Source organism: Janthinobacterium sp. LM6 (assembly GCF_002002885.1).
GTDB classification, from domain to species: Bacteria; Pseudomonadota; Gammaproteobacteria; order Burkholderiales; family Burkholderiaceae_D; genus Janthinobacterium; species Janthinobacterium kumbetense.
Genome location: NZ_CP019510.1, coordinates 5,881,403 through 5,901,104 on the forward strand (window position 1 = coordinate 5,881,403; position 19,702 = coordinate 5,901,104).

19 protein-coding genes are annotated in these 19,702 nt (G+C 64.1%); 7 read left to right on the forward strand and 12 right to left on the reverse strand.

Annotation, left to right across the window (positions count from 1 at the left end):
* Positions 1-9: 9 nt before the first annotated feature.
* From BZG29_RS25835 to BZG29_RS25875, 9 genes are all read right to left on the reverse strand, one after another.
* Positions 10-1,455, reverse strand: a complete 1,446-nt coding sequence (locus BZG29_RS25835) for a glycine betaine ABC transporter substrate-binding protein (protein ID WP_077409293.1) — start codon at positions 1,453-1,455, stop codon at positions 10-12.
* Between the two features lie 81 nt (positions 1,456-1,536).
* Positions 1,537-2,763, reverse strand: coding sequence for an imidazolonepropionase (gene hutI, locus BZG29_RS25840; protein ID WP_077408615.1), 1,227 nt, complete (start codon positions 2,761-2,763; stop codon positions 1,537-1,539).
* Between the two features lie 13 nt (positions 2,764-2,776).
* Entirely contained in the window at positions 2,777-3,352 is a 576-nt protein-coding gene (locus tag BZG29_RS25845) for a HutD family protein (protein ID WP_077408616.1), read from the reverse strand.
* The gene (locus tag BZG29_RS25850; protein WP_077408617.1) at positions 3,352-4,740 is read right to left on the reverse strand and encodes a formimidoylglutamate deiminase; all 1,389 of its coding nucleotides are present in this window, start codon (positions 4,738-4,740) and stop codon (positions 3,352-3,354) included. Before BZG29_RS25850 ends, BZG29_RS25845 begins: the two co-directional genes overlap by 1 nt.
* Positions 4,725-5,513, reverse strand: coding sequence for an N-formylglutamate deformylase (hutG, locus tag BZG29_RS25855; RefSeq protein ID WP_077408618.1), 789 nt, complete (start codon positions 5,511-5,513; stop codon positions 4,725-4,727). Before hutG ends, BZG29_RS25850 begins: the two co-directional genes overlap by 16 nt.
* 20 nt (positions 5,514-5,533) lie before the next feature.
* On the reverse strand, positions 5,534-7,093 hold the full coding sequence (gene hutH, locus BZG29_RS25860) for a histidine ammonia-lyase (RefSeq protein WP_077408619.1): 1,560 nt from the start codon (positions 7,091-7,093) through the stop codon (positions 5,534-5,536).
* A gap of 19 nt (positions 7,094-7,112) precedes the next feature.
* Complete coding sequence (gene hutU / locus BZG29_RS25865) at positions 7,113-8,816, reverse strand: urocanate hydratase (RefSeq protein ID WP_077408620.1); 1,704 nt, start codon at positions 8,814-8,816, stop codon at positions 7,113-7,115.
* Between the two features lie 118 nt (positions 8,817-8,934).
* A complete protein-coding gene (locus BZG29_RS25870) occupies positions 8,935-10,608 on the reverse strand; it encodes an amidohydrolase (RefSeq protein WP_077408621.1) in 1,674 nt (557 codons plus the stop codon).
* 73 nt (positions 10,609-10,681) lie between these two features.
* Positions 10,682-11,296, reverse strand: coding sequence for a GNAT family N-acetyltransferase (locus BZG29_RS25875; RefSeq protein ID WP_077408622.1), 615 nt, complete (start codon positions 11,294-11,296; stop codon positions 10,682-10,684).
* Between the two features lie 128 nt (positions 11,297-11,424).
* On the opposite strand from BZG29_RS25875, the gene BZG29_RS27995 reads away from it, so the two are divergent.
* From BZG29_RS27995 to BZG29_RS25900, 7 genes are all read left to right on the forward strand, one after another.
* Positions 11,425-12,492 carry a hypothetical protein gene (locus tag BZG29_RS27995; protein ID WP_150131060.1) on the forward strand — a complete coding sequence of 356 codons (1,068 nt, stop codon included), beginning with the start codon at positions 11,425-11,427 and terminating at the stop codon, positions 12,490-12,492.
* Between the two features lie 467 nt (positions 12,493-12,959).
* Positions 12,960-13,457: a hypothetical protein gene (locus BZG29_RS28000; RefSeq protein WP_150131061.1), complete on the forward strand. Its 498-nt coding sequence runs from the start codon at positions 12,960-12,962 to the stop codon at positions 13,455-13,457.
* On the forward strand, positions 13,432-13,956 hold the full coding sequence (locus tag BZG29_RS25885; protein WP_150131062.1) for a hypothetical protein: 525 nt from the start codon (positions 13,432-13,434) through the stop codon (positions 13,954-13,956). The genes BZG29_RS28000 and BZG29_RS25885 overlap by 26 nt, the downstream gene beginning before the upstream one ends.
* A 13-nt stretch (positions 13,957-13,969) precedes the next feature.
* Entirely contained in the window at positions 13,970-14,485 is a 516-nt protein-coding gene (locus tag BZG29_RS25890; protein WP_150131063.1) for a hypothetical protein, read from the forward strand.
* A 47-nt stretch (positions 14,486-14,532) separates the two neighbouring features.
* Complete coding sequence (locus tag BZG29_RS28005) at positions 14,533-15,144, forward strand: hypothetical protein (protein ID WP_150131064.1); 612 nt, start codon at positions 14,533-14,535, stop codon at positions 15,142-15,144.
* A gap of 166 nt (positions 15,145-15,310) precedes the next feature.
* Positions 15,311-15,697 carry a BPSL0067 family protein gene (locus tag BZG29_RS25895; RefSeq protein ID WP_171985108.1) on the forward strand — a complete coding sequence of 129 codons (387 nt, stop codon included), beginning with the start codon at positions 15,311-15,313 and terminating at the stop codon, positions 15,695-15,697.
* Between the two features lies 1 nt (position 15,698).
* Positions 15,699-16,124 carry an STY0301 family protein gene (locus BZG29_RS25900; RefSeq protein ID WP_077408626.1) on the forward strand — a complete coding sequence of 142 codons (426 nt, stop codon included), beginning with the start codon at positions 15,699-15,701 and terminating at the stop codon, positions 16,122-16,124.
* 15 nt (positions 16,125-16,139) lie between these two features.
* Here BZG29_RS25900 and BZG29_RS25905 read toward each other — a convergent pair whose 3' ends face one another.
* The 3 genes from BZG29_RS25905 to ada all read right to left on the reverse strand — a co-directional run bounded on the left by BZG29_RS25905 (position 16,140) and on the right by ada (position 19,606).
* Entirely contained in the window at positions 16,140-17,789 is a 1,650-nt protein-coding gene (locus BZG29_RS25905) for a mechanosensitive ion channel domain-containing protein (protein ID WP_077408627.1), read from the reverse strand.
* A gap of 75 nt (positions 17,790-17,864) precedes the next feature.
* Entirely contained in the window at positions 17,865-18,554 is a 690-nt protein-coding gene (locus BZG29_RS25910; RefSeq protein WP_077408628.1) for a 2OG-Fe(II) oxygenase, read from the reverse strand.
* Positions 18,551-19,606 (reverse strand): bifunctional DNA-binding transcriptional regulator/O6-methylguanine-DNA methyltransferase Ada, encoded by a 1,056-nt coding sequence (ada, locus tag BZG29_RS25915; protein ID WP_077408629.1) that lies wholly within the window; start codon positions 19,604-19,606, stop codon positions 18,551-18,553. Before ada ends, BZG29_RS25910 begins: the two co-directional genes overlap by 4 nt.
* Between the last annotated feature and the right edge of the window lie 96 nt (positions 19,607-19,702).

Here is a 19,702-nt window from a genome sequence, read left to right on the forward strand (position 1 = left end):
GTGATGCCGTCAGTGCTGCCGGCCGGCCACGGCCCAGCGCTCCACCAGCTCGAACAAGCCTTGCGTCAGCAGGGCCAGCACGGCTGCGGGGATCGCGCCGGCCAGCAGCATGTCGTTGTCATTCAGCGCCAGGCCGATGGTGATGCGTTCGCCGTAACCGCCTGCGCCGATGAAGGCGGCGATGGTGGCCGTACCCACGCTCATCACGGCCGCCGTTTTAATGCCCGCCAGCATGACGGGCAAGGCCAGCGGCAAGTCCACGTGCAGCAGGCGGTCGCGCTTGCTCAAGCCCAGCGCCAGCGCCGCCATGCGCAAGCCTTGCGGCACCTGCAAGATGCCCGTGCACGTGTTGCGCACGATGGGCAGCAAGGCGTACACGAATAGGGCCACCAGCGCCGGCACGGTGCCGATCATGCCCAGCAGCGGAATCAATATCGCCAGCAGGGCCAGCGACGGCACCGTCTGCAGCACGCCGACCAGCGCCAGCACCGTTTGCCGCAGCGGCGCCGACAACGCCGCCAGCACGCCCAGCGGAATGCCGGCCAGGCACGCCAGCGCGACCGACAGCAGCACCAGGGTCACATGCTGGCGCGTCAGGGTCCACAGATCGTCGCCGATGATTTTGTCGAGCAGCTTGCTGCGCGCGGCGGCCGGTTTTTTCGCCTGCGTGCCGGAGGCCAGCCATTGGTGGGCCACGCCGGAAAAAGTCTTGCCATCGATTTCCACGGCCGCATTCATGGCGATCATGTCGGTCTCGCTGATGCGCCCCTGCAGCGCCTGCAAGGCTTGCCAGGCGGCGGGGAAACGCTTCGGCACGTCGAGCCGGTACAGGAGCATGGCGTCGTAGCGGGGAAAATAATGCTGCGTGTCGGCCAGCACGCGCAAGCCGTACTGGCGTATCTTCGCGTCCGTCGAATAAATGTCGATCACGTCCACCTGGCGCTGCGCCAGCGCTTCATAGGCGATGCCGTGATCGAGCCCGCGCGGGCGCTGCGGCAAGCCATAGCGCGCGGCCAGGCCCGGCCAGCCGTCGACACGGCCGATGAATTCATGCGACAGGCCGAATTTCAGGGCCGGGTGCTGCGCCAGCTGCGCCAGGTTCGTGATGGATTTTTCATCGCCGCGCACGGCCAGCGCATACGTATTATTAAAACCCAGCGGCACGGCCACGCCCAGGCCCAGCGACGCCAGCTCGCGCCGCATCTGTTCCAGATCAATGGCCTTGTCGTGCTTGAGGATTTCGCTGGCGATGGTGCCCATGTATTCGGCATACACGTCGATGCTGCCCGCCTGCAGCGCGGCCAGCACGATGGCCGTGTTGCCCAGGCCCTGGCGGTGCTCCGCCGCCACGTGCGGCGCGGCGCTCTGTTTGACGATTTCGCCGAGAATATACGATTCCGTAAAGCGCTTCGAGCCCACCTTCAGGGTGCCGCCGTCCATGGCAAGGGAGGACATGGGCGCGGCGGCGAAGAGCAGTAACAACAGCAAGTAAAACGGCAAATAAGCAGCACGCACGCGGCGCTCCAGGACGGATGATCAGTCCGGCAAGCTTACCACCGGCGCGCGCCAGACACCGCCGTGCACCACGCCCGCGCACGGGTTCAGGCCCAGCGCATACGCCAGGTCGGCCGGACGCGCGATGCGCCACAGGGCGAAATCGGCGCGCTTGCCCACCGCCAGGCTGCCCGTTTCCTGCTGCAGCCCCAGCGCGCGCGCCGCATGGATCGTGCAGCCGGCCAGCGCTTCCTGCGGCGTCAGCCGCCACAGGGTGCACGCCATGTTCATCGCCAGCAGCAATGACGTCATGGGCGAGGTGCCCGGATTGCAATCGGTGGACACGGCCATCGGCACGCCGGCCGCGCGCAAGGCCGCCACGGGCGGCGGCTGCGTCTCGCGCAAAAAGTAATACGCGCCCGGCAGCAGCACGGCCACCGTGCCGTGTTGCGCCATGGCGGCGACGCCCTCTGCCGACAAAAATTCCAGGTGGTCGGCCGACAGGCCGCCGTAGCGCGCCACCAGCGCCGCGCCGCCCAGGTCCGACAGCTGCTCGGCATGGAGTTTCACAGGTAGCCCCAGCGCTTTCGCCGCCTCGAACACTAATTCCGTTTGCGCCGGCGTAAAGCCGATGCGCTCGCAAAACGCGTCGACGGCGTCCACCAGGCCATCGCCGGCCAGCCGGGGCAGCATCTGCGCGCACAGCAGGTCGATATACGCGTCGGGCTGGCCCGCATACTCGGGCGGCAGCGCGTGGGCGCCGAGGAAGGTGGTGCGCACGGACACCGGCAGCTGTTGGCCTATCCTGCGCGCCACGCGCAGCATCTTCGCTTCGCTGGCCGCGTCGAGGCCATAGCCGGACTTGATTTCCAGCGTCGTCACGCCCTCGGCCAGCAGCGCCAGCACGCGGGGCAGGCTTTGCCGCAGCAATTCGTCGTCGCTGGCCGCGCGCGTGGCGCGCACGGTGGACATGATGCCGCCGCCGGCGCGGCTGATGTCTTCATAGCTGGCGCCATTCAGCCGCGCCTCGAATTCATCGCTGCGGTTGCCCGCGTGGACGATGTGCGTGTGGCAGTCGATCAGGCCGGGCGTGAGCCAGCAGCCCTGGCCGTCGTGCAGCACCGCGCCGCTGGCCGGCAGCTCGTCGCCGGGGCCGAACCAGGCGATGCGGCCATCCTTGACGGCGATGGCCGCATCGAGCAGCTCGCCATAACCGTGCTCCATGGTGGCCAGGTGGACGTTGTGGATGACCAGGTCCCAGTCGTGCATGGTGTTTTCCTTCCTAGATGAACAGGTCGACGCACAGCACGGGCGAACGCTGCAAGGCGTCGAGCCGCCATTCCTGCGCATCGTCGGCATCGAGCAGCAGCGCGTCATGGCGGGCCAGCGCGAACTGCTGCTCGCCACCGCGCGCCAGCACGTGGCCTTCGCCGGCGACAAACAGCAAGGTCGCCGCGCTGCGCCGCACCAGCCGGCACGGGGCCGTGATTTTTTCCAGCTGGTGGCGGCAGCGGTCGCGCCGCGTCATCACATTGAAATCCGTCGTCGTTCCCCTGACTTGCGCCTCCACGGCCGCTTCGCCGGGAAACCACAGCATCGGTTGCGCCGCGCTCAAGGTCACCTTGCGCGCGCCATCGAGCGTCAGCTGCACGCTGTCGCCATCGACCAGCATCAGGCTGCGGTCGATGCCGGGAAAGCTGGAAAACGGCCCGCTGGCCGTGATCGTCGCCAGGCTGATACGCCAGTCGAATTCCATCAAGCTGGCGCCGGGCGGAGAAATGGCGATTTCCATCGTGCTACCGCCGCCGTTTTTCCACGGCGCGGCGCGCAGGCATTCCTGCGGGATGAAGGTCGCCATCAGAGCGCCCTCAGTTGCGCCAGCGTGCGCTTGTAGGCGGCGGCGATGGCGTCCTGCGCCACGTGGCGCCCATCGCGCACCTGCCATTGGCCGCCGCACAGCACGTCGCGCACCAGGTTGTCGTTGCCGCAGAAAAGTACGCTGCCCAGCACATTTTCGATGGCCACGCCGCACAGGTTCACATGCGCCTCGTCGAGCACCAGCAAGTCAGCGCGGCAGCCGGGCGCCAGCGCGCCGAGCTTGCGCCCGGCAGCCTGCGCCCCGCCCCGCAAGGCCGCCTGCCACAGGTAGTCGCCGACATGGCGCTCCTCCGGCGTGGCGGCCACGTTGCGCTGCTGGCGTTGCAAGCGCTGGCCATATTCGAGCCAGCGTAATTCCTCGACCGGCGACTGCGATACATGGCTGTCGCTGCCGACGCCGAAGCGCCCGCCGGCAGCGATGAATTCGGCCAGCGGGAACAGGCCGTCGCCCAGGTTCGCCTCGGTCGTCGGACACAGGCCCGCCACGGCGCCGCTGGCCGCCATCAGCGCCACCTCGTCGGGCTGCACATGCGTCGCATGCACGAGGCACCAGCGCGCATCGACATCGACCTGCTCGTACAGGTACTGCACCGGGCGCCGGCCGCTGTAATCGAGACTCTGGCGCACTTCGCCCTGCTGCTCGGCGATGTGGATGTGGATGGGGCGGCCCGCGGGCAGCGCCTCCGCCACCTGTTTGATCTGCGCCACGCCGGCCGCACGCAGCGAATGGGGCGCAAAGCCCACCTCCACCTGCCCGCCGCGCTGCGGCGCCAGCGCCTCGACGATGCGCAAGACATCGTCCGCACCGGTGCGGAAGCGCGCCTGCTCCGCTTTCAACGGCTGTGCGCCGAAACCCGCATGGCTGTACAGCACGGGCAGCATGGTCAGGCCGATGCCGCTGATGCGCGCCGCGGCCAGCACCCGTTCCGCCGTTTCAGCGGGGCGCGCATACAGCGCACCGGCCGCATCGCGCTGCAGGTAGTGAAATTCGCACACGGCCGTGTAGCCATGGCGCAGGCATTCGGCAAACAGCTGCGCGGCGATGCTTTCCATCTGTTCCGGCGTGATGTGGCGCGCGAAGCGGTACATCAGGTCGCGCCAGGTCCAGAAGCTGTCCGCTACATGATTAACCTCGTCCCCCGCAATCTCCGTCATGCCGCCCAGCGCCCGCTGAAACGCGTGCGAATGCAGGTTGACCATGCCGGGCAAGACATATTCGGCCACTTCGGCGCCGGCAGGCGGCGCGGCGTTTTCCGCCACCGCCGTCAAATCCCCATTCTTGTCCCATTCCAGCAGCACGTCGCGGCGCCAGCCTTGCGGCAGCAGCGCATGGCGCGCAAACAGACAGGTACTCAATGCGCCACCCATGCCACGGCCGCTTCCATCATCCGGCGCAGCAGCGGCTGCACCTGGGCCGCCAGGTCCGGCCGGTAGCCGAACGGCGCCGCTTCGTCCATGTACAGGCACTGGCACATCTCCAGCTGGATCGCATGCACGCGCTGCGCCGGCCGGCCGTAGTGGCGCGTGATATGGCCGCCCTTGAAGCGGCCATTCAAGGCCACGGTAAATGCATCCTGCGCGCGGGCGATATCGACCACGGCGGACGTCAGGCCGCTGTCGCAGCTGGCGCCATCGGCCGTGCCGAAGTTCAGGTCGGGCAGCTTGCCGTCAAAGAAGCGCGGCACGCGCGAGGCGATGGAGTGCGCATCCCACAGCACCACGGCGCCATGCACGCGCAGCAGCCGCTCCAGTTCCGCGCGCAGTTGCGCATGATACGGCGCCCAGTAGCGCTGCAGCCGCTGCCGCACGTCCTGCGCATCCGGTTCCTTCCCGGCCAGGTACAGCGGCTCGCGATGAAAGGTATCGTTGGGCAGCAAGCCCGTCGTATCCTGGCCCGGATACAGATTCGTGTCTTCCTGCGGGCGGTTCAAGTCGATGGTGTAGCGCGACCAGCGCGCCGACAGCACGGACGCATCCATCTCCTGCAAAAAACCATACAGCTCGCGCAGATGCCAGTCCGTGTCGGCCTTGACCAGGGCCTGCGGCGTCATGCGCGCGGCGATATCGTCCGGTATGTCGGTGCCCACGTGGGGCATCGACACCAGCAGCGGGATGCTGCCTTTATTAAAGCGGAAATCCATGCTTGTCTCCTTGCTCCAGCTCAAGCGTACAGCGGGGCGAACAAATTCTTGCACGTGCTGCTCAACTCACCCTGCAGCACCATCTGCTTGGCCGCTTCGATGTCGGGCGCGAAGAAGCGGTCGGCGTCGAAGAACGGCACTTTCTGGCGCAGCTGGTGATGCACATGTTCCAGGTGCGGCGAGGTTTTCAGCGGACGGTGGAAATCGATGCCCTGCGCGGCGGCCAGCAGCTCGATGCCGACGATGACGGCCGTGTTGTGCGCCATGTCGTCCAGGCGGCGCCCGGCGAACGTGGCCATGCTCACGTGGTCTTCCTGGTTGGCGGACGTCGGCAGGCTGTCGACGCTGGCCGGATGCGCGAGCGACTTGTTTTCCGACGCCAGCGCGGCAGCCGTCACGTGGGCGATCATGAAGCCGGAATTGACGCCCGGATCGCGCACGAGGAACGGCGGCAGGCCGGAGAGCGTGGCGTCGATCAGCAGCGCGATGCGGCGCTCGGCCAGCGCGCCGATTTCAGCGATCGCCAGCGCCAGCGTGTCGGCGGCAAAGGCGACAGGTTCGGCGTGGAAATTGCCGCCCGAGACGATTTCCGCCTGCCCGTTTGGGCCATCCTGGAAGATCAGCGGGTTGTCCGTGACGGCATTGGCTTCGATCAGCAGGGTGCGGCCCACGTTGCCGATCAAATCGAGGCAGGCGCCCATGACTTGCGGCTGGCAGCGCAGGCTGTACGGGTCCTGCACGCGCTCGTCGCCTTCCAGGTGCGAGGCGCGAATGGCGCTGTGCGCCACCAACTGGCGGTACATCTGCGCGGCCAGGATCTGGCCCGGCTGTCCGCGCACGGCGTGCACGCGCGCGTCAAACGGCGAGTCGCTGCCCTTGGCCGCGTCGAGCGACAGCGCGCCCGTGACCATGGCCGCTTCCAGCAGGCGCTCGGCCATGAACAAGCCATGCAGCGCCAGCGCGTTCGACACTTGCGTGCCGTTGATCAGGGCCAGGCCCTCTTTCGCCGCCAGCACCACGGGCGCGATGCCCGCCTGCGCCAGCGCCTCGGGGGCCGCCATCAATTCTCCGTTGACGCGCACCTCGCCCACGCCCAGCATGGCCAGGGTCATGTGCGACAGCGGCGCCAGGTCGCCCGAGGCGCCGACGGAGCCCTTGGCGGGAATGGCCGGCATGATGCCCGCGTTGTACAGGGCGATCAGGGTATCGACGATCAGCGGGCGCACGCCGGAAAAGCCGCGCGCCAGGCTGCCGATCTTCATCAGCATGATCAGACGCACGACGGCGTCCGACAGCAGTTCTCCCGTGCCGACGGAGTGCGACAGGATCAGGTTGCGCTGCAACTGCTCCAGCTTTTCATCGGGGATGCGCGTCTTGGCGAGCAGGCCGAAGCCCGTGTTGATGCCGTACGCCGCATCGCCCTTGGCGACGATGGCTTGCACGGCGGCGGCCGACGCCTCGATGACGGGATAGGCCTCGGCGGCGAGGGTCAATTTTGCCGGCGCTGCCCAGACGGCGCGCAGGTCGGCCAGGGTCATCGCGCCCGGTTTCAGGGTCCAACTTTTGGCATGCTGTGTCATAGTCATTCGCGTCTAAGTCTCAAGGAATCATGGGAAGAATCAGGCCGTTGCGCTTGGCGCAGGCGGCCGCTGTTTCGTAACCGGCATCGGCATGGCGCATCACGCCCGAGCCGCTGTCGTTGACCAGCACGCGCGCCAGGCGTTTCGCCGCCGCTTCGCTGCCGTCGGCCACGATGACCATGCCCGCATGCTGAGAATACCCCATTCCCACGCCGCCGCCATGGTGCAGCGAGACCCAGGTGGCGCCGCCGGCCGTATTGAGCATGGCGTTGAGCAGCGGCCAGTCGGAGACGGCGTCGGTGCCGTCCTTCATGCTTTCCGTCTCGCGGTTCGGGCTGGCGACGGAACCCGTGTCCAGGTGGTCGCGGCCGATGACGATGGGCGCCTTCAGCTCGCCCGTGCGCACCATCTCGTTGAAGGCCAGGCCGGCGATGTGGCGCTCGCCCAGTCCCAGCCAGCAGATGCGCGCCGGCAGGCCCTGGAAGGCGATGCGCTCGCGCGCCATGTCCAGCCAGTGGTGCACCTGCGCGTGGTGCGGGAACAGCTCCTTGATCTTCGCATCCGTTTTATAGATGTCTTCCGGGTCGCCCGACAAGGCCACCCAGCGGAACGGCCCCCGCCCCTCGCAGAATTGCGGGCGGATGTAGGCGGGCACGAAGCCGGGGAAGGCGAAGGCATTTTGCACGCCCTGGTCGAACGCCACCTGGCGGATGTTGTTGCCGTAATCGACGGTGTGCACGCCCATGGCGTGGAAATCGAGCATGGCTTGCACGTGGGCGGCGCAGGAATCGGCGGCGGCCACCGTCAGGCGCGCATGGCGCTGCGGGTCCTGCTGCGCCGCCTTCCAGTCCGACACGCTCCAGCCGCGCGGCAAATAGCCGTTGACCAGGTCGTGCGCGGAGGTCTGGTCCGTCACCAGGTCCGGCACCAGCCCCCCCGCCTTGGCGCGGCGCACCAGTTCCGGCAGCACTTCGGCCGCGTTGCCCAACAGGCCAATGGAAATGGCTTCCTTGCGCTCGGTGTGGTATTTGACCAGCGTCAAAGCTTCATCCAGGCTGGCCGCCTGCTTGTCCAGGTAGCGCGTGCGCAAACGGAAGTCGATGCTGCTTTGCTGGCATTCGATGTTGAGCGAGACGGCGCCCGCCATGGTGGCAGCCAGCGGCTGCGCGCCGCCCATGCCGCCCAGGCCCGCCGTCAAAATCCAGCGCCCGGCCCAGTCGCCGCCGAAATGCTGGCGGCCCGCCTCGGCGAAGGTTTCATACGTGCCCTGCACGATGCCCTGCGTGCCAATGTAGATCCAGCTGCCTGCCGTCATCTGGCCATACATGAACAGGCCCTGGCGATCGAGTTCGTTGAAGTGTTCCCAGTTCGCCCATTTCGGCACCAGGTTGGAGTTGGCGATCAATACGCGCGGCGCGTCCGCGTGGGTCTGGAACACGCCCACCGGCTTGCCGGACTGGATCAGCAAGGTCTGGTCGTCTTCCAGCTCGCGCAAGGAGGCGAGGATCTGGTCGAAGCAAGCCCAGTTGCGGGCGGCGCGGCCGATGCCGCCGTAGACAACCAGGTGCTGCGGATTTTCCGCCACTTCCGGGTCCAGGTTGTTTTGCAACATGCGGTAGGCCGCCTCGGCCTGCCAACTCTTGCAAGCCATGACCGTGCCGCGCGGCGCGCGGATGGTACGGCTGGCATCAAAGCGTGGATCGGTGTCCATTGTGCTGTTCATGCTGTCTCCTCGTAGGGTGCGAGCGGGCGTATCTGGCCCGATACATGGCCCGCTCTGGTGCTCCCAGCATAGGTTGTCTATACAACCAAGTCAACAGGTTTTTGCAGCCGTCCAGCGCCTATTTTTTCTCGAACACGCGCTTGCCCGCCACCCACGTCTGCAGCACCTGCGTCTTGCCGATGGCGGCTGGTAACACCTTGAACAGGTCCTGGTCGACGACGATGAAGTCCGCCCATTTGCCCGCTTCCAGCGTGCCGATGACCTTTTCCTGGTGCGCCGCCCAGGCCGCGTCCACGGTGAAGCAGCGCAGCGCCTGCGTCACCGTCATCGCCTGCTGCGGATACCAGCCGCCGGCCGGGAACCCCTCGCTGTTTTGCCGCGTGACGGCCGCGTGGATGCCTTCGAACGGGTTCGGCGACTCGATGGGGAAGTCCGATCCGCAGGCGATGCGCGAGCCCTGCTGGAGGAAGGTGCGCCACGCATACGCGCCCTTGATGCGCTCATGGCCCACGCGCTGCTCCGCCATGTTCTGGTCGGACGTGGCGTGCGTGGGCTGCATCGACGGCACGATGCCGAGAGCCTTGAAACGGGGGATATCGCTCAATTGCACCACCTGCGCATGCTCCATGCGGTGGCGCAGGCCCGCGCTGCGGTATTGCGCGGTCAAGGCCTGGTAGCCGTCGAGAATTTGATGGTTGCCCGCGTCGCCGATGGCGTGCACGTTCACCTGGTAGCCGGCGCGCATGGCCTTTTCCATCTTCGCGCGCATGGCGTCATCTTTGAAGAACAGCAGGCCGCTGGTGGTCGGATCGTCGCTGTACGGCGCCAGCAGGGCCGCGCCGCGGCTGCCCAGGGCGCCGTCGGACAGCAGTTTGACGGCGCGCAAGGCGTACATGTCGCGCGCATAGCTTTTTAATGGGCCGTTTTTCGACAGCGCGTCGAAGTCGTCCGTCGTGTCGGCAATCATGCCGTACACGCGCACCGTCAGCTTGCCGTGGTCCACGTAGTCGCGGAACAGCCGGTCCTGCATCTGGCCGATGCCCGCATCGTGCACGCTGGTCAGGCCCGCCTGCGACAGCTGCGCCAGCGCGCCATCGAGGGCGGCGCGGTTTTCCACGTCGCCGGGCTTGGGCAGCACGGCATCCATCAAGTCCATGGCATTATCGACCAGCACACCGGTGGCATTGCCATCCGCATCGCGTTCTATCTTGCCGCCGGACGGGTCTTGTGTGGCGCGCGTGATGCCGGCCAGCGCCAGCGCGCGGCTGTTGGCCCAGCCCGCGTGGCCGTCGACGCGGCGCAGCCACACGGGCCGCGCGCTTTCCACCGCATCGAGCTCAAGCGCCGTGGGAAAGCGCCCCAGCCTCCAGATTTCCTGGTTCCAGCCATTGCCGACGATCCAGCTGCGCTCGGGGTGCGCACGGGCGAAGTCGCCCACGGCCTGCACGGCGGCCTGCAGCGACGCGGAACCGTACAGCATCACGCCGCTGGCGATCGTCCCCAGGCCAAACACGTGGCCGTGCGCGTCGATCAGGCCCGGCAACACGGTCTTGCCCTGCACGTCGACATACGTGGCGCCCTTGGCCACCTTGCGTTTCACCTGCGCGGCGCTGCCGACGGCGAGCAGCTTGCCCGCGTCGTCAAACGCCAGCGCCGTAAAACGCACCACCTTGCCGTTTGCGTCGAGCGTGTAGCCGTTGGCGTTGTCGATGACGGTATCGGCGTGAGCGTGGCCAAGGGCGCCCAGGCAGGCGAGCGTGAGCAGGGTACGGCGCAAGGGCAGGGTCGGCATTTCCATCTCCAGGTCTTTTAATTTAAGTCAATGAACGAAAAGACGAGTGTATAGAAATTGGCAAAATGGTCAATCAGGCAGCAGATGATTGCCGCAGCATCAGCCAGTAATCGCAGCCCGTGACGGCTTCCGCGTAACGCCCCGCCACCACGAAGCCCAGGCGGCCGTAGAACGGCAGGCTGCGCTCGTTGTAGGTCTCCAGGAAGCACGCGGCACCCGCCGCATCGACGGCCGCCAGGCCAGGCGCCAGCACGGATGCGCCCAATCCCCGGCCCTGCGCGTCCGGGGCGATGCCGGCGATCGACAGATACCAGGCCGCGCTCAAGTCGTGCGATGCCAGCGCATGCTCCATGTTTTCGACGATGGCCGAAAAGTGTGCAAAGCCGCGCTCACCCAGCAGCACGCGCAAGGCATCCTCGCGCTGCGCATAGGCGGCCTGGCGCTCGGCTGCCGGCGTATCCGTCGTCCAGATGGCGGCGCCATTGCACCCGTCATCAGCCAGGTCGACGCGGCCCGCCTGCCAGCCTTCGGCCAGCGCCAGCGCAAAATACGCTTCCAGCATGGCCAGCCGCGCCGCTTCGTCGTCGCCGCAGGCCACCGTGACGGCGCGGTAAAACGGGTCGCCGATCAGGGCGGCGGCCAGGCTGCGGGCGGCTTGCGATGCTTGAGTATGGGGTGCGCTGGACATGGATTCTCTTTCTTTTCATCGTAACGTGGAAACGCCGGGCATCTTAACGCAAGCGCACACCCCTTGCGCCCAGTCAATACCATCCCGCCCCCGCTGGCTTAGGCTGAGGTTTTAAGGCGGAGCGCGCCATGGCCAGGCACCATGTCATCAGCACCACCGCGTGCGACGTGTTCTTCAAGCTCGTGGCCCACCAGAAGAAAAGCCTGGGCGCGCGCTTCGACAGCATGATCGTCACCTTCAGCGCCGACGGCCGGCCCGTGCTGGGCGCCGCCCTGCGCAACGCGACAAGCGGCTGCGAGCTGCACCGCCTGGCCGGCCAGCCCGACGAATGCTGGTGCTGCGGCTACGACGAACAGCTGGAATTCGTCTCGCAAAACAAGGTGCCGCTGGCGCACGCCGACTACCGGCTCACCTTGAGCAATGGGGAAACGTGGACGGGGACGACGGATGCGAAGGGACGCACGGGGCGCGTGGCCAGCAAGCGGGAAGAGCAAATCACGACGGTGGAATTTTTCCCACAAGAAGACAGCCTTCCCTGCTGCTCTGCTGCACCAGACCCAGTGGCTTCGACGGCGATCATAGTGGAGCTACAAGACGTAAAAACGACCGACAAGGATCTCGATACATCAGTAAAACAGGTAAAAATCGATAGCATGGCTCGCCCGCTTACCCAGGGTGAAATAGACATGGCATGGATGATTTTCGAGGATGCCGTCGACTATAGCAAAGTCAAAATTCACAAGAGGCCTTATCTATGGCTGTTCCAACCAAAAAACACTGCCATGACACCCAATGGGGAAATGTACTTTCATGAGTCGAGATTTCTGGACGATTTTTCTAGTACTGATAGGATCCGGCGCCGTTGGTTCATTCACGAAATGGTCCATGTTTGGCAGTATCAACTGAGATACCCGGTGGCAATGCGGGGCGCATTCAGAATTGGGTTGGACTATAACTATGAGCTCAGCCACACAAAAAGACTAGCTGACTACAACATGGAAGCACAAGGGGATCTACTGGCTGACTACTATGCGTTAAAGTATTTGAAGCATCCTCCAACGATGCAACAGGAGCAATATGCCAATGACCAAGCACTATACGAAGAAGTACTCAGTGACTTTTTCACAGACAGAAAAAGCGAAAAAAATTTACCTGGCGGCAATATCGAGCGTACTCCTCTCGTCGATATCCCTTGAAGTATCCGCAAGATCGCGCATCGCCGACGCAGAAGTAAGTTCGGTTGACGGCGTACCGTGTTTCACAATCTCACAGAAGGAAGAAAAGCGTAACGGCCAGCCACTCCTGGGAGCACTCAGCATTTCAGACCTGTCAGAAAAGCCCGCCGTTGGTGTGTGGAGTTTTTATATGACTGGTGGAAAAAAAGTACCGCTCTCGTCAAAAAGCTGCCTTCGGTATGGTGATCTTCCCCAAGGAGCGAACGGCATGCCCGCCCCTGAACTGCAAACAGGACGGGTCTACAGCATTTTCCTCAATGGAAGACCAAATGATCCTGCAGACCCTACCTATGGCTACATGGGAAAGTTTTGCATAGTAGCCACATCCACTGGTGAACGAAAAATCATCGCCATTGGCAGCGACACGCCAGCGTGGAAACAGGATAGTTGCCCGGAGCATTCGCTCATCAGATAGTGCAAGGATCGCCATGCCATATCGTCACACACTGTTATTCCTGCTTGCCGCCTTGACGAGCATCAATGCCTCGGCGTGGTCGCGCATCGCTGATGCCCACATTCACTCTGTCAACGGCATACCGTGCTTCTCCATTACAAAAAAGGAAGAGGCGCGCAATGGCCTGCCATTTCTTGGCGCACTCATGGTTTCAGACATGTCCGTGCAACCGGTAAAAGAAGTATGGGGATTCTCCCTACCGCCAGACATGGCGTTACCCATCCGTGCCAGCACATGCATCCGCTATGGAAACCTGCCTACCGGCGCGACGGGCATACGCGCTGAAAAACTGATGCCCGGGCATTTTTATCATGTGTTCCTGAATGGCAGCCCCAAAGACCCATCCGATCCAACCTATGGCTATCAAGGAAAATTCTGCGTGAGAGCTACGGCGGATGGCGGTCAGCAAATCATTCCAATTAACAGCGACATGCAGGCCTGGATCGATGAAGTTTGCCCAACGCCCCGTTAGCATCAATCAAACGCTGCTCATACTGCTCGCGTTCACGAGCATGAACAGCGACGCGCGATCACGCATGGCCGATGCCGAAGTTACCTCGATCAATGGCGTGCCCTGCTTTAGCATTTCCAAACAGGAAGAGAGGCGCGACGGCCAGCCCTTCCTCGGCGCCTTGAGCGTGTCCGACGTGACGGTCAAGCCAACGACGGAAATATGGGGGTTTCTCATGACGGACGGTAAGAAAGTTCCGCTGTCTTCAACAAATTGCATTCCCTATGGGAATATTCCGGCACATGCCGACGCCGTGCCCGCGCCTGAATTGAAGACCGGCAGCGTGTACGAGGTATTTCTGAATGGCAGGCCAGCCGATCCTGCCGATTCAACCAATGGATATGTGGCAAAGTTCTGTCTCGCACAGCAGGTCTCTGCCAAGCCACGCCTCGTCGTCATCAAAAGCGATACACAGGCCTGGATGGATGATACGTGCCCAGCCAGAAATTCTTCCCGATAGCGCAAGGCATGCCATGAATCATCGCCACCTTATTCTTTGTCTGCTGGCGACCTTGACGAGCATGGATGCCTCGGCGTGGTCGCGCATGGCCGAAGCCGAGATTAGCTCATTCAAAGGCATACCATGCTTTACCATTTCAAAAAAAGAAGAACGCCGCAATGGAACGCCAATGCTGGGCGCACTCATGGTTTACGATATCTCCATAAAGCCGCCTGTAGAGGTCTGGTCCTTCATTCTCCCTGGAGCGACGACCCTCCCCATGCATGCAAAAATCTGCTATTTGTATGGCCAAGTACCAGCAGGAGCCGAATCGACTGCCGCGACGATGTTGAAAACAGGCAGGATGTACAGCGTCTTCTTGAATGGCAGGCCGGATGACCCGTCTGACTCGACCCGTGGCTATAAAGGAAAATTCTGTCTCATCGCGACAGCTAACGGTGGTCAACAGGTCATTCCCATCAAGCGCGATATGCAGGCCTGGATAGATGAAATTTGCCCGGCAAACACCCCGGCACAAAAAGGCCAATAATGCCCATCTGCCACAAGAGCCTATTGGTACTCGCCTTGATGACCTGCATGAGTGCCTCGGCCACCTCCCGCATGGCATATGCGGAAGTACAGCTAAAAAATGGCATTCCCTGTTTCACCATTTCGCAAAAAGAAGAAGCACGCAACGGGCTTCCGCAGATTAGTGCGGTCGTACTGACAGATGTATCCGCCAAGCCTGCAGTCAAAGTATGGTCTTTTCTTTTACCGGGCACAGCAACTATCCCTGTGCATGCCAAGTCCTGCCTTTTGTATGGGCTTGCTCCAGCAACGGCAGAGGTCAAGCCACCCAAAGCTCCGCCGCTGAAAACGGGGCGCATGTATGACGTCTTCCTGAACGGTGGGCCAGCCGATCCTTCAGATCCTACTCGCGGTTACGTGGGGAAATTTTGCTTAATCACCAGCATCTCCGGGGAGCGCAAGATTCTTCGTATCGACAGCGATAGCCAAGCCTGGATAGATGAAATCTGCCCCGTTCAGAAATATGAAAAACATGATGTCCTTGCAGCGGAATCCCCTGTTCATACTGCTCATGTTCCTCGGCCTGCATGCCTGTGCGGGCAAGTTTTTCCTGATCCCCGGCGCCTCAGGTCGTCCCAAGATCACTGCTGTCAGCAGGGACGCCCCGGCATGGATTGCTGAACTCTACCCCGGCCAGCCATCGCTACGATCATTATCCCGCTCCGTATCGAATGCTGCAGCATGGCTATTTGCGTATGCGCAATACACTTTTTCCATTCCGCATAAGAATATCCATAAGTAAGCCGATCCATAAGGAAGCGCTTTGGAATATCGATACAAGGGCGACTTGAACGATCTGCAAGGTCATGACCCGGTGGGAACAGGCGAATGCGTCGCGCTCGTGCAAGCGTACGCCCAAGCCCCCCGCACCATCCATTGGCGTCCAGGCCAGCACGTCCTGGACGCCGGGTATATCGCACCGGGGACTGCCATCGCCACGTTTTCCAGTCCGACCGCCGCTTTTCAACCCACGCATGGCAACCACGCAGCCCTGTTCATGTATGCGGGTCCGAAAGACCCTGCCTCGAATCGCCCCAAATACATCGTGGTGATGGATCAGTGGCAAGGGCGCCGGGTAAAGTCGCGTCGTATCGACTACTACAGTCCCGAAGTTGCCAAGGCAAGGCGCATCCTGGACTCAGATAATGCCGCCGCGTTCTATGTGATTCATTAACATGAGCAACGCCCTTCTCATCTTCATCCTCCTCACGGTGGCCGCGCCGGCCGCCATTGCGCAGGTGCCGCAGTGTCCGCACGAGCTGAGCCCAGCTTCGGTCCAGGTGCGGCCTGCATCCGGATGGCTCGGTATCGTGCCTGCGCGCTTGCTGCTGTCCGGCGCAGGCATCGTGGCCGGGCCGCCCGATGTAGAACCCCGGGCCGAGTTGCGCGGCGACACTGGCCGCCTCGGCAAATACGTTACCGAAACCACATACCCGCACCTGAAATCGATGGAAAAATGGTTGCTCTGCACCTATGGACGAGGAGGAGAGATCGAGCTGGCATACCGCTTGCCCGTACAGGCTGATCGCTGCGTCATCCGAATATCTCGCAATCAATACAACGACACCGATATCGCCATTTCCTGCAACATGGTTCCCTAAAGGAAAACGTAAGGGCTATTGTTCCTCCCCCCGCTTCGCCGGCGCCCTGAACCATTCACCGGGCGGCACCACGTGCGATTCTTTCGGGTCGTCGATGTAATGTGGCGAGGTGATCTGCACGTCGAACTCGTTGAAAACGTCGATGATGTTCTGGTGCAAGCGGTTCAGCACTTCGGCTCTCTGGCGAGGAACTTCGGCGCTGGCGTAGGCGACGAGGCGGTATTGCACGTAGTAATCTTGCAACGCCAGCTGCATCACATACGGTTTCGGCGTGGTCGACAGCTCCGTCGTGCGCGACGCGGCCAGTTCCAGCATGGCGTGCACCTGCCGCCAAGGCGTGGCGTAGCCGATGGTGACGGTGGAGTCGAGCACGAAGCCGCCGCCCGGCTGGGCGCGTGAATAGTTCTTCGTCGTTTGCGACATCACCCAGGCGTTCGGCAAGGCGACTTCCTCGCCCAGGCCCGTGCGCAGGCGCGTCTCGAACATGCCGACGTCGACCACCGTGCCTTCGCTGTCGCCCACGCGCACATATTCTCCCTTGCGCAGGGCGCGCGTGTACATCAGGATCAGGCCGCTGGCGCCCTGGCCCACGATGCTCGACGCGCCGATCGACACCATCAAGCCCACCAGCACGGACAGGCCCTGGAAAGCGGCCGTGTGCGAGCCGGGCAAATACGGATACGCCATGGCCAGCGCGAACAGCCAGATCACCACGCTGGCGATGCGGCGCGTCGGCAGGGCCGTGTCCTTGTCCAGCCAGCCGATTTGCAATTCTCCGCTTTCCACGCGCTTGAACAGCGAGGCGGCAGTGGCGGCGATCAGGCGCGCGATGGCGAAGATCACGCACACCAGCACCAGCCCCGGCAAGGCGCCGATGATGGCGTGGAAGACGTCGGCTGCCACGTCGAACAGATAGCCGCTCAGGCTTTCGCCCCACGAGCGCGTGTAGGGCAGGCGGCCCAGCACGAAGGCGGCCCACAGATACGTGGCCATCAGGCGCAAGCCCCACAGCACGGCGCTCAGCAGTTGATACGCAAAGGCGATGTAGTGCTCGGCATCGAGCACGCGCACGTTTTTCAGGCGCACGTCGCGCAGGCGCGAGGCCAGCAGGATGCCGCTGCGACGCTTGGCCCAGCGGTACAGGCGCGTCAAGCCCAGCCACACCAGCCAGAACACGAGGGTGGCGGCCGCGCACACGGCGGCGGCGATCGCCAGGTAGCGCCAGCTGCCCTGTTCACGATAGTCAAACACGGCCTTGCTCAACTCGCCGGCCGCGGTTTTCGCCACGCTTTCCGTCGTGTCGCCGGCCAGCTGGTTGACGTCGCCCGGCACGACGACGAACAGCTGCACGCCGTCGAGCAGCACCTGCGTGCCTTCGGGAATCATGCGCGTGCTTGCCTGCAAGGGGCCGTTCTTCGCCAGCACGCCTTCCAGGCGGCGCTGCGCGCCAACGGCCCGCTCATCGGGCGGATAGCCGGCCAGCGCGGCACGGAAGACGAATACCTTGCGGTTGGCAAACATCAGCGGCGCCGTCCTGGCCGCAAGCTGTGACGGCGCCACGACGGCCGCGGCCTCCGCAACGAGCGCGGGCACGCCCTCGTCCGCGTGGGCTGCGGGCAACAAAAACATGGTCAACAGGCACAACAGGCGGAGCAGCGCGGACATGGCAGAAATGAAAGAGTGACAAGAAGCAGTCATCATGCCATGTAATCCGGGAAACTCAAGCGCCGCAGCTACTCTTCAGCTCGCATCATGGAAAATGATGCCCAGGGTGTGGCGCATGCCCGAGCGCAGGCGCGACACGCCATGGCGCATGTTGACGCGGTAACTGCCGCGCGTGCCGTTGACGGGCCGCTGCGCCACGGGAAAGATCACGGCGTCGCCCTGCGCCAGCGGCACGACCTCGGCGCGCGACTGCATGCGCGGGCGCTGCTCCGTCAGCACGAACTCGCCGCCCGTGAAGTCGTCTTGCGGGCGCGACAGCAGCACTGCCAGCTGCAGCGGAAACACGTGCTCGCCATACAGGTCCTGGTGCAGGCAGTTGTAATCACCCTTGCGGTAGCGCAAGAGCAAGGGCGTGGGCCGGGTTTGCCCGGCCGCATGGCAGCGCGCGAGGAAATCGGCGTGCGCCACGGGAAAGCGGCTATCGAGGCCCATGCTGGCGTGCCAGCGGTTGGCAATCGCCGCCAGCGGCCCGTACAGCTGCTCGCGCAAGGCGGCCACCACGTCCGGCAGCGGATGCGCCCAATACTGGTACTCGCCCTGGCCAAAACCGTGGCGCTGCATCACCACACGGCTGCGAAAGCGCGACGCATCGTCATACTGCGCCGCCAGTGCCCCGCACTGCGCGGGATTCAGCAAGCCCGGCACGACAGCGCAGCCGTATTGATTCAGATCATCTTCGATCTGGCGCCAGTCCAGCGCCCTCACCGTTCGCCCTCGCGTTCCAGCAGCGCCTGCTTGCGCTCCACGCCCCAGCGGTAGCCGGACAGCGCGCCATCGTTGCGCACCACCCGGTGGCAGGGAATGGCGACGGCCAGGGCATTGGCGGCGCAGGCGCCCGCCACGGCCCGCGCCCCGTTCGGCGCGCCGATGCGCCGCGCCAGTTCCGCGTAGCTGACGGTGCTGCCGGCGGGAATTTCGCGCAAGGCTTGCCACACGCGCTGCTGGAACACGGTGCCGCGCACGTCGAGCGGCAAGTCCAGACCCAGGCCCGGCGCCTCGACCAGACCGACGACTTGCGCCACCGTCTGTTCATAATCGGCTTCCGCGCCGCGCAGCTCGGCTTGCGGAAAGCGGTCCTGCAAGTCGCGCAGCAGCACTTCCGGGTCGTCGTCGATCAAAATCGCGCAGATGCCCTTGTCCGTGCTGGCCACGAGGATGGCGCCCAGCGAGCAGGCGCCGATGGCGAAGCGGATCACGGCGCCGCTGCCGCCGGCGCGAAACGCGCCCGGCGTCATGCCCAGCAAGCCCGGCGTGGCGGCATACAGGCGGCCGCTGGAATTAAAACCGGCCGCGTACAAGGTCTCGGTGACGTTGCCCGCCCCCTGCAGGCCGGCCTTCAGGCGCTCGCCGCGCCGCGCCGCCGCATAGGCTTTCGGCGTGATGCCCGTGTGCGCCTTGAAGACGCGGTGAAAGTGAAAGCGGCTCATGCCGGCGGCGCTGGCAAGGCTGTCCAGGTCAGGCAGCTCGTCGCTGGCGTCGATCAGGCGGCAGATATCGGCCACGATGGCCGCCTGGCGCTGGGCCAGCGGCGGCAAGTTCGGTTTGCAGCGCAGGCAGGGGCGGAAACCGGCCGCCTCCGCCTGCTCGCACGTGGCGTGGAAAGCCACGTTGCGGCGCAAGGCGGGGCGCGCCGCGCAGGAAGGGCGGCAATACACGCCCGTCGTGCGCACAGAATAGTAAAAGACGCCGTCGGCGTCGGGCGCGCGCCGCTGCAGCGCATCCCAGCGTTCATCGTCAGTCAGGTAAGCGTGTTCCATGGCGAACTCCGTGCAAGTCAATAGTCAGTCTCCAGCATAGCCAGCGCCAGGGCGCGCCACACTCCGGCGCTTGCTTTTGAATTCAAAAAAAAGGCT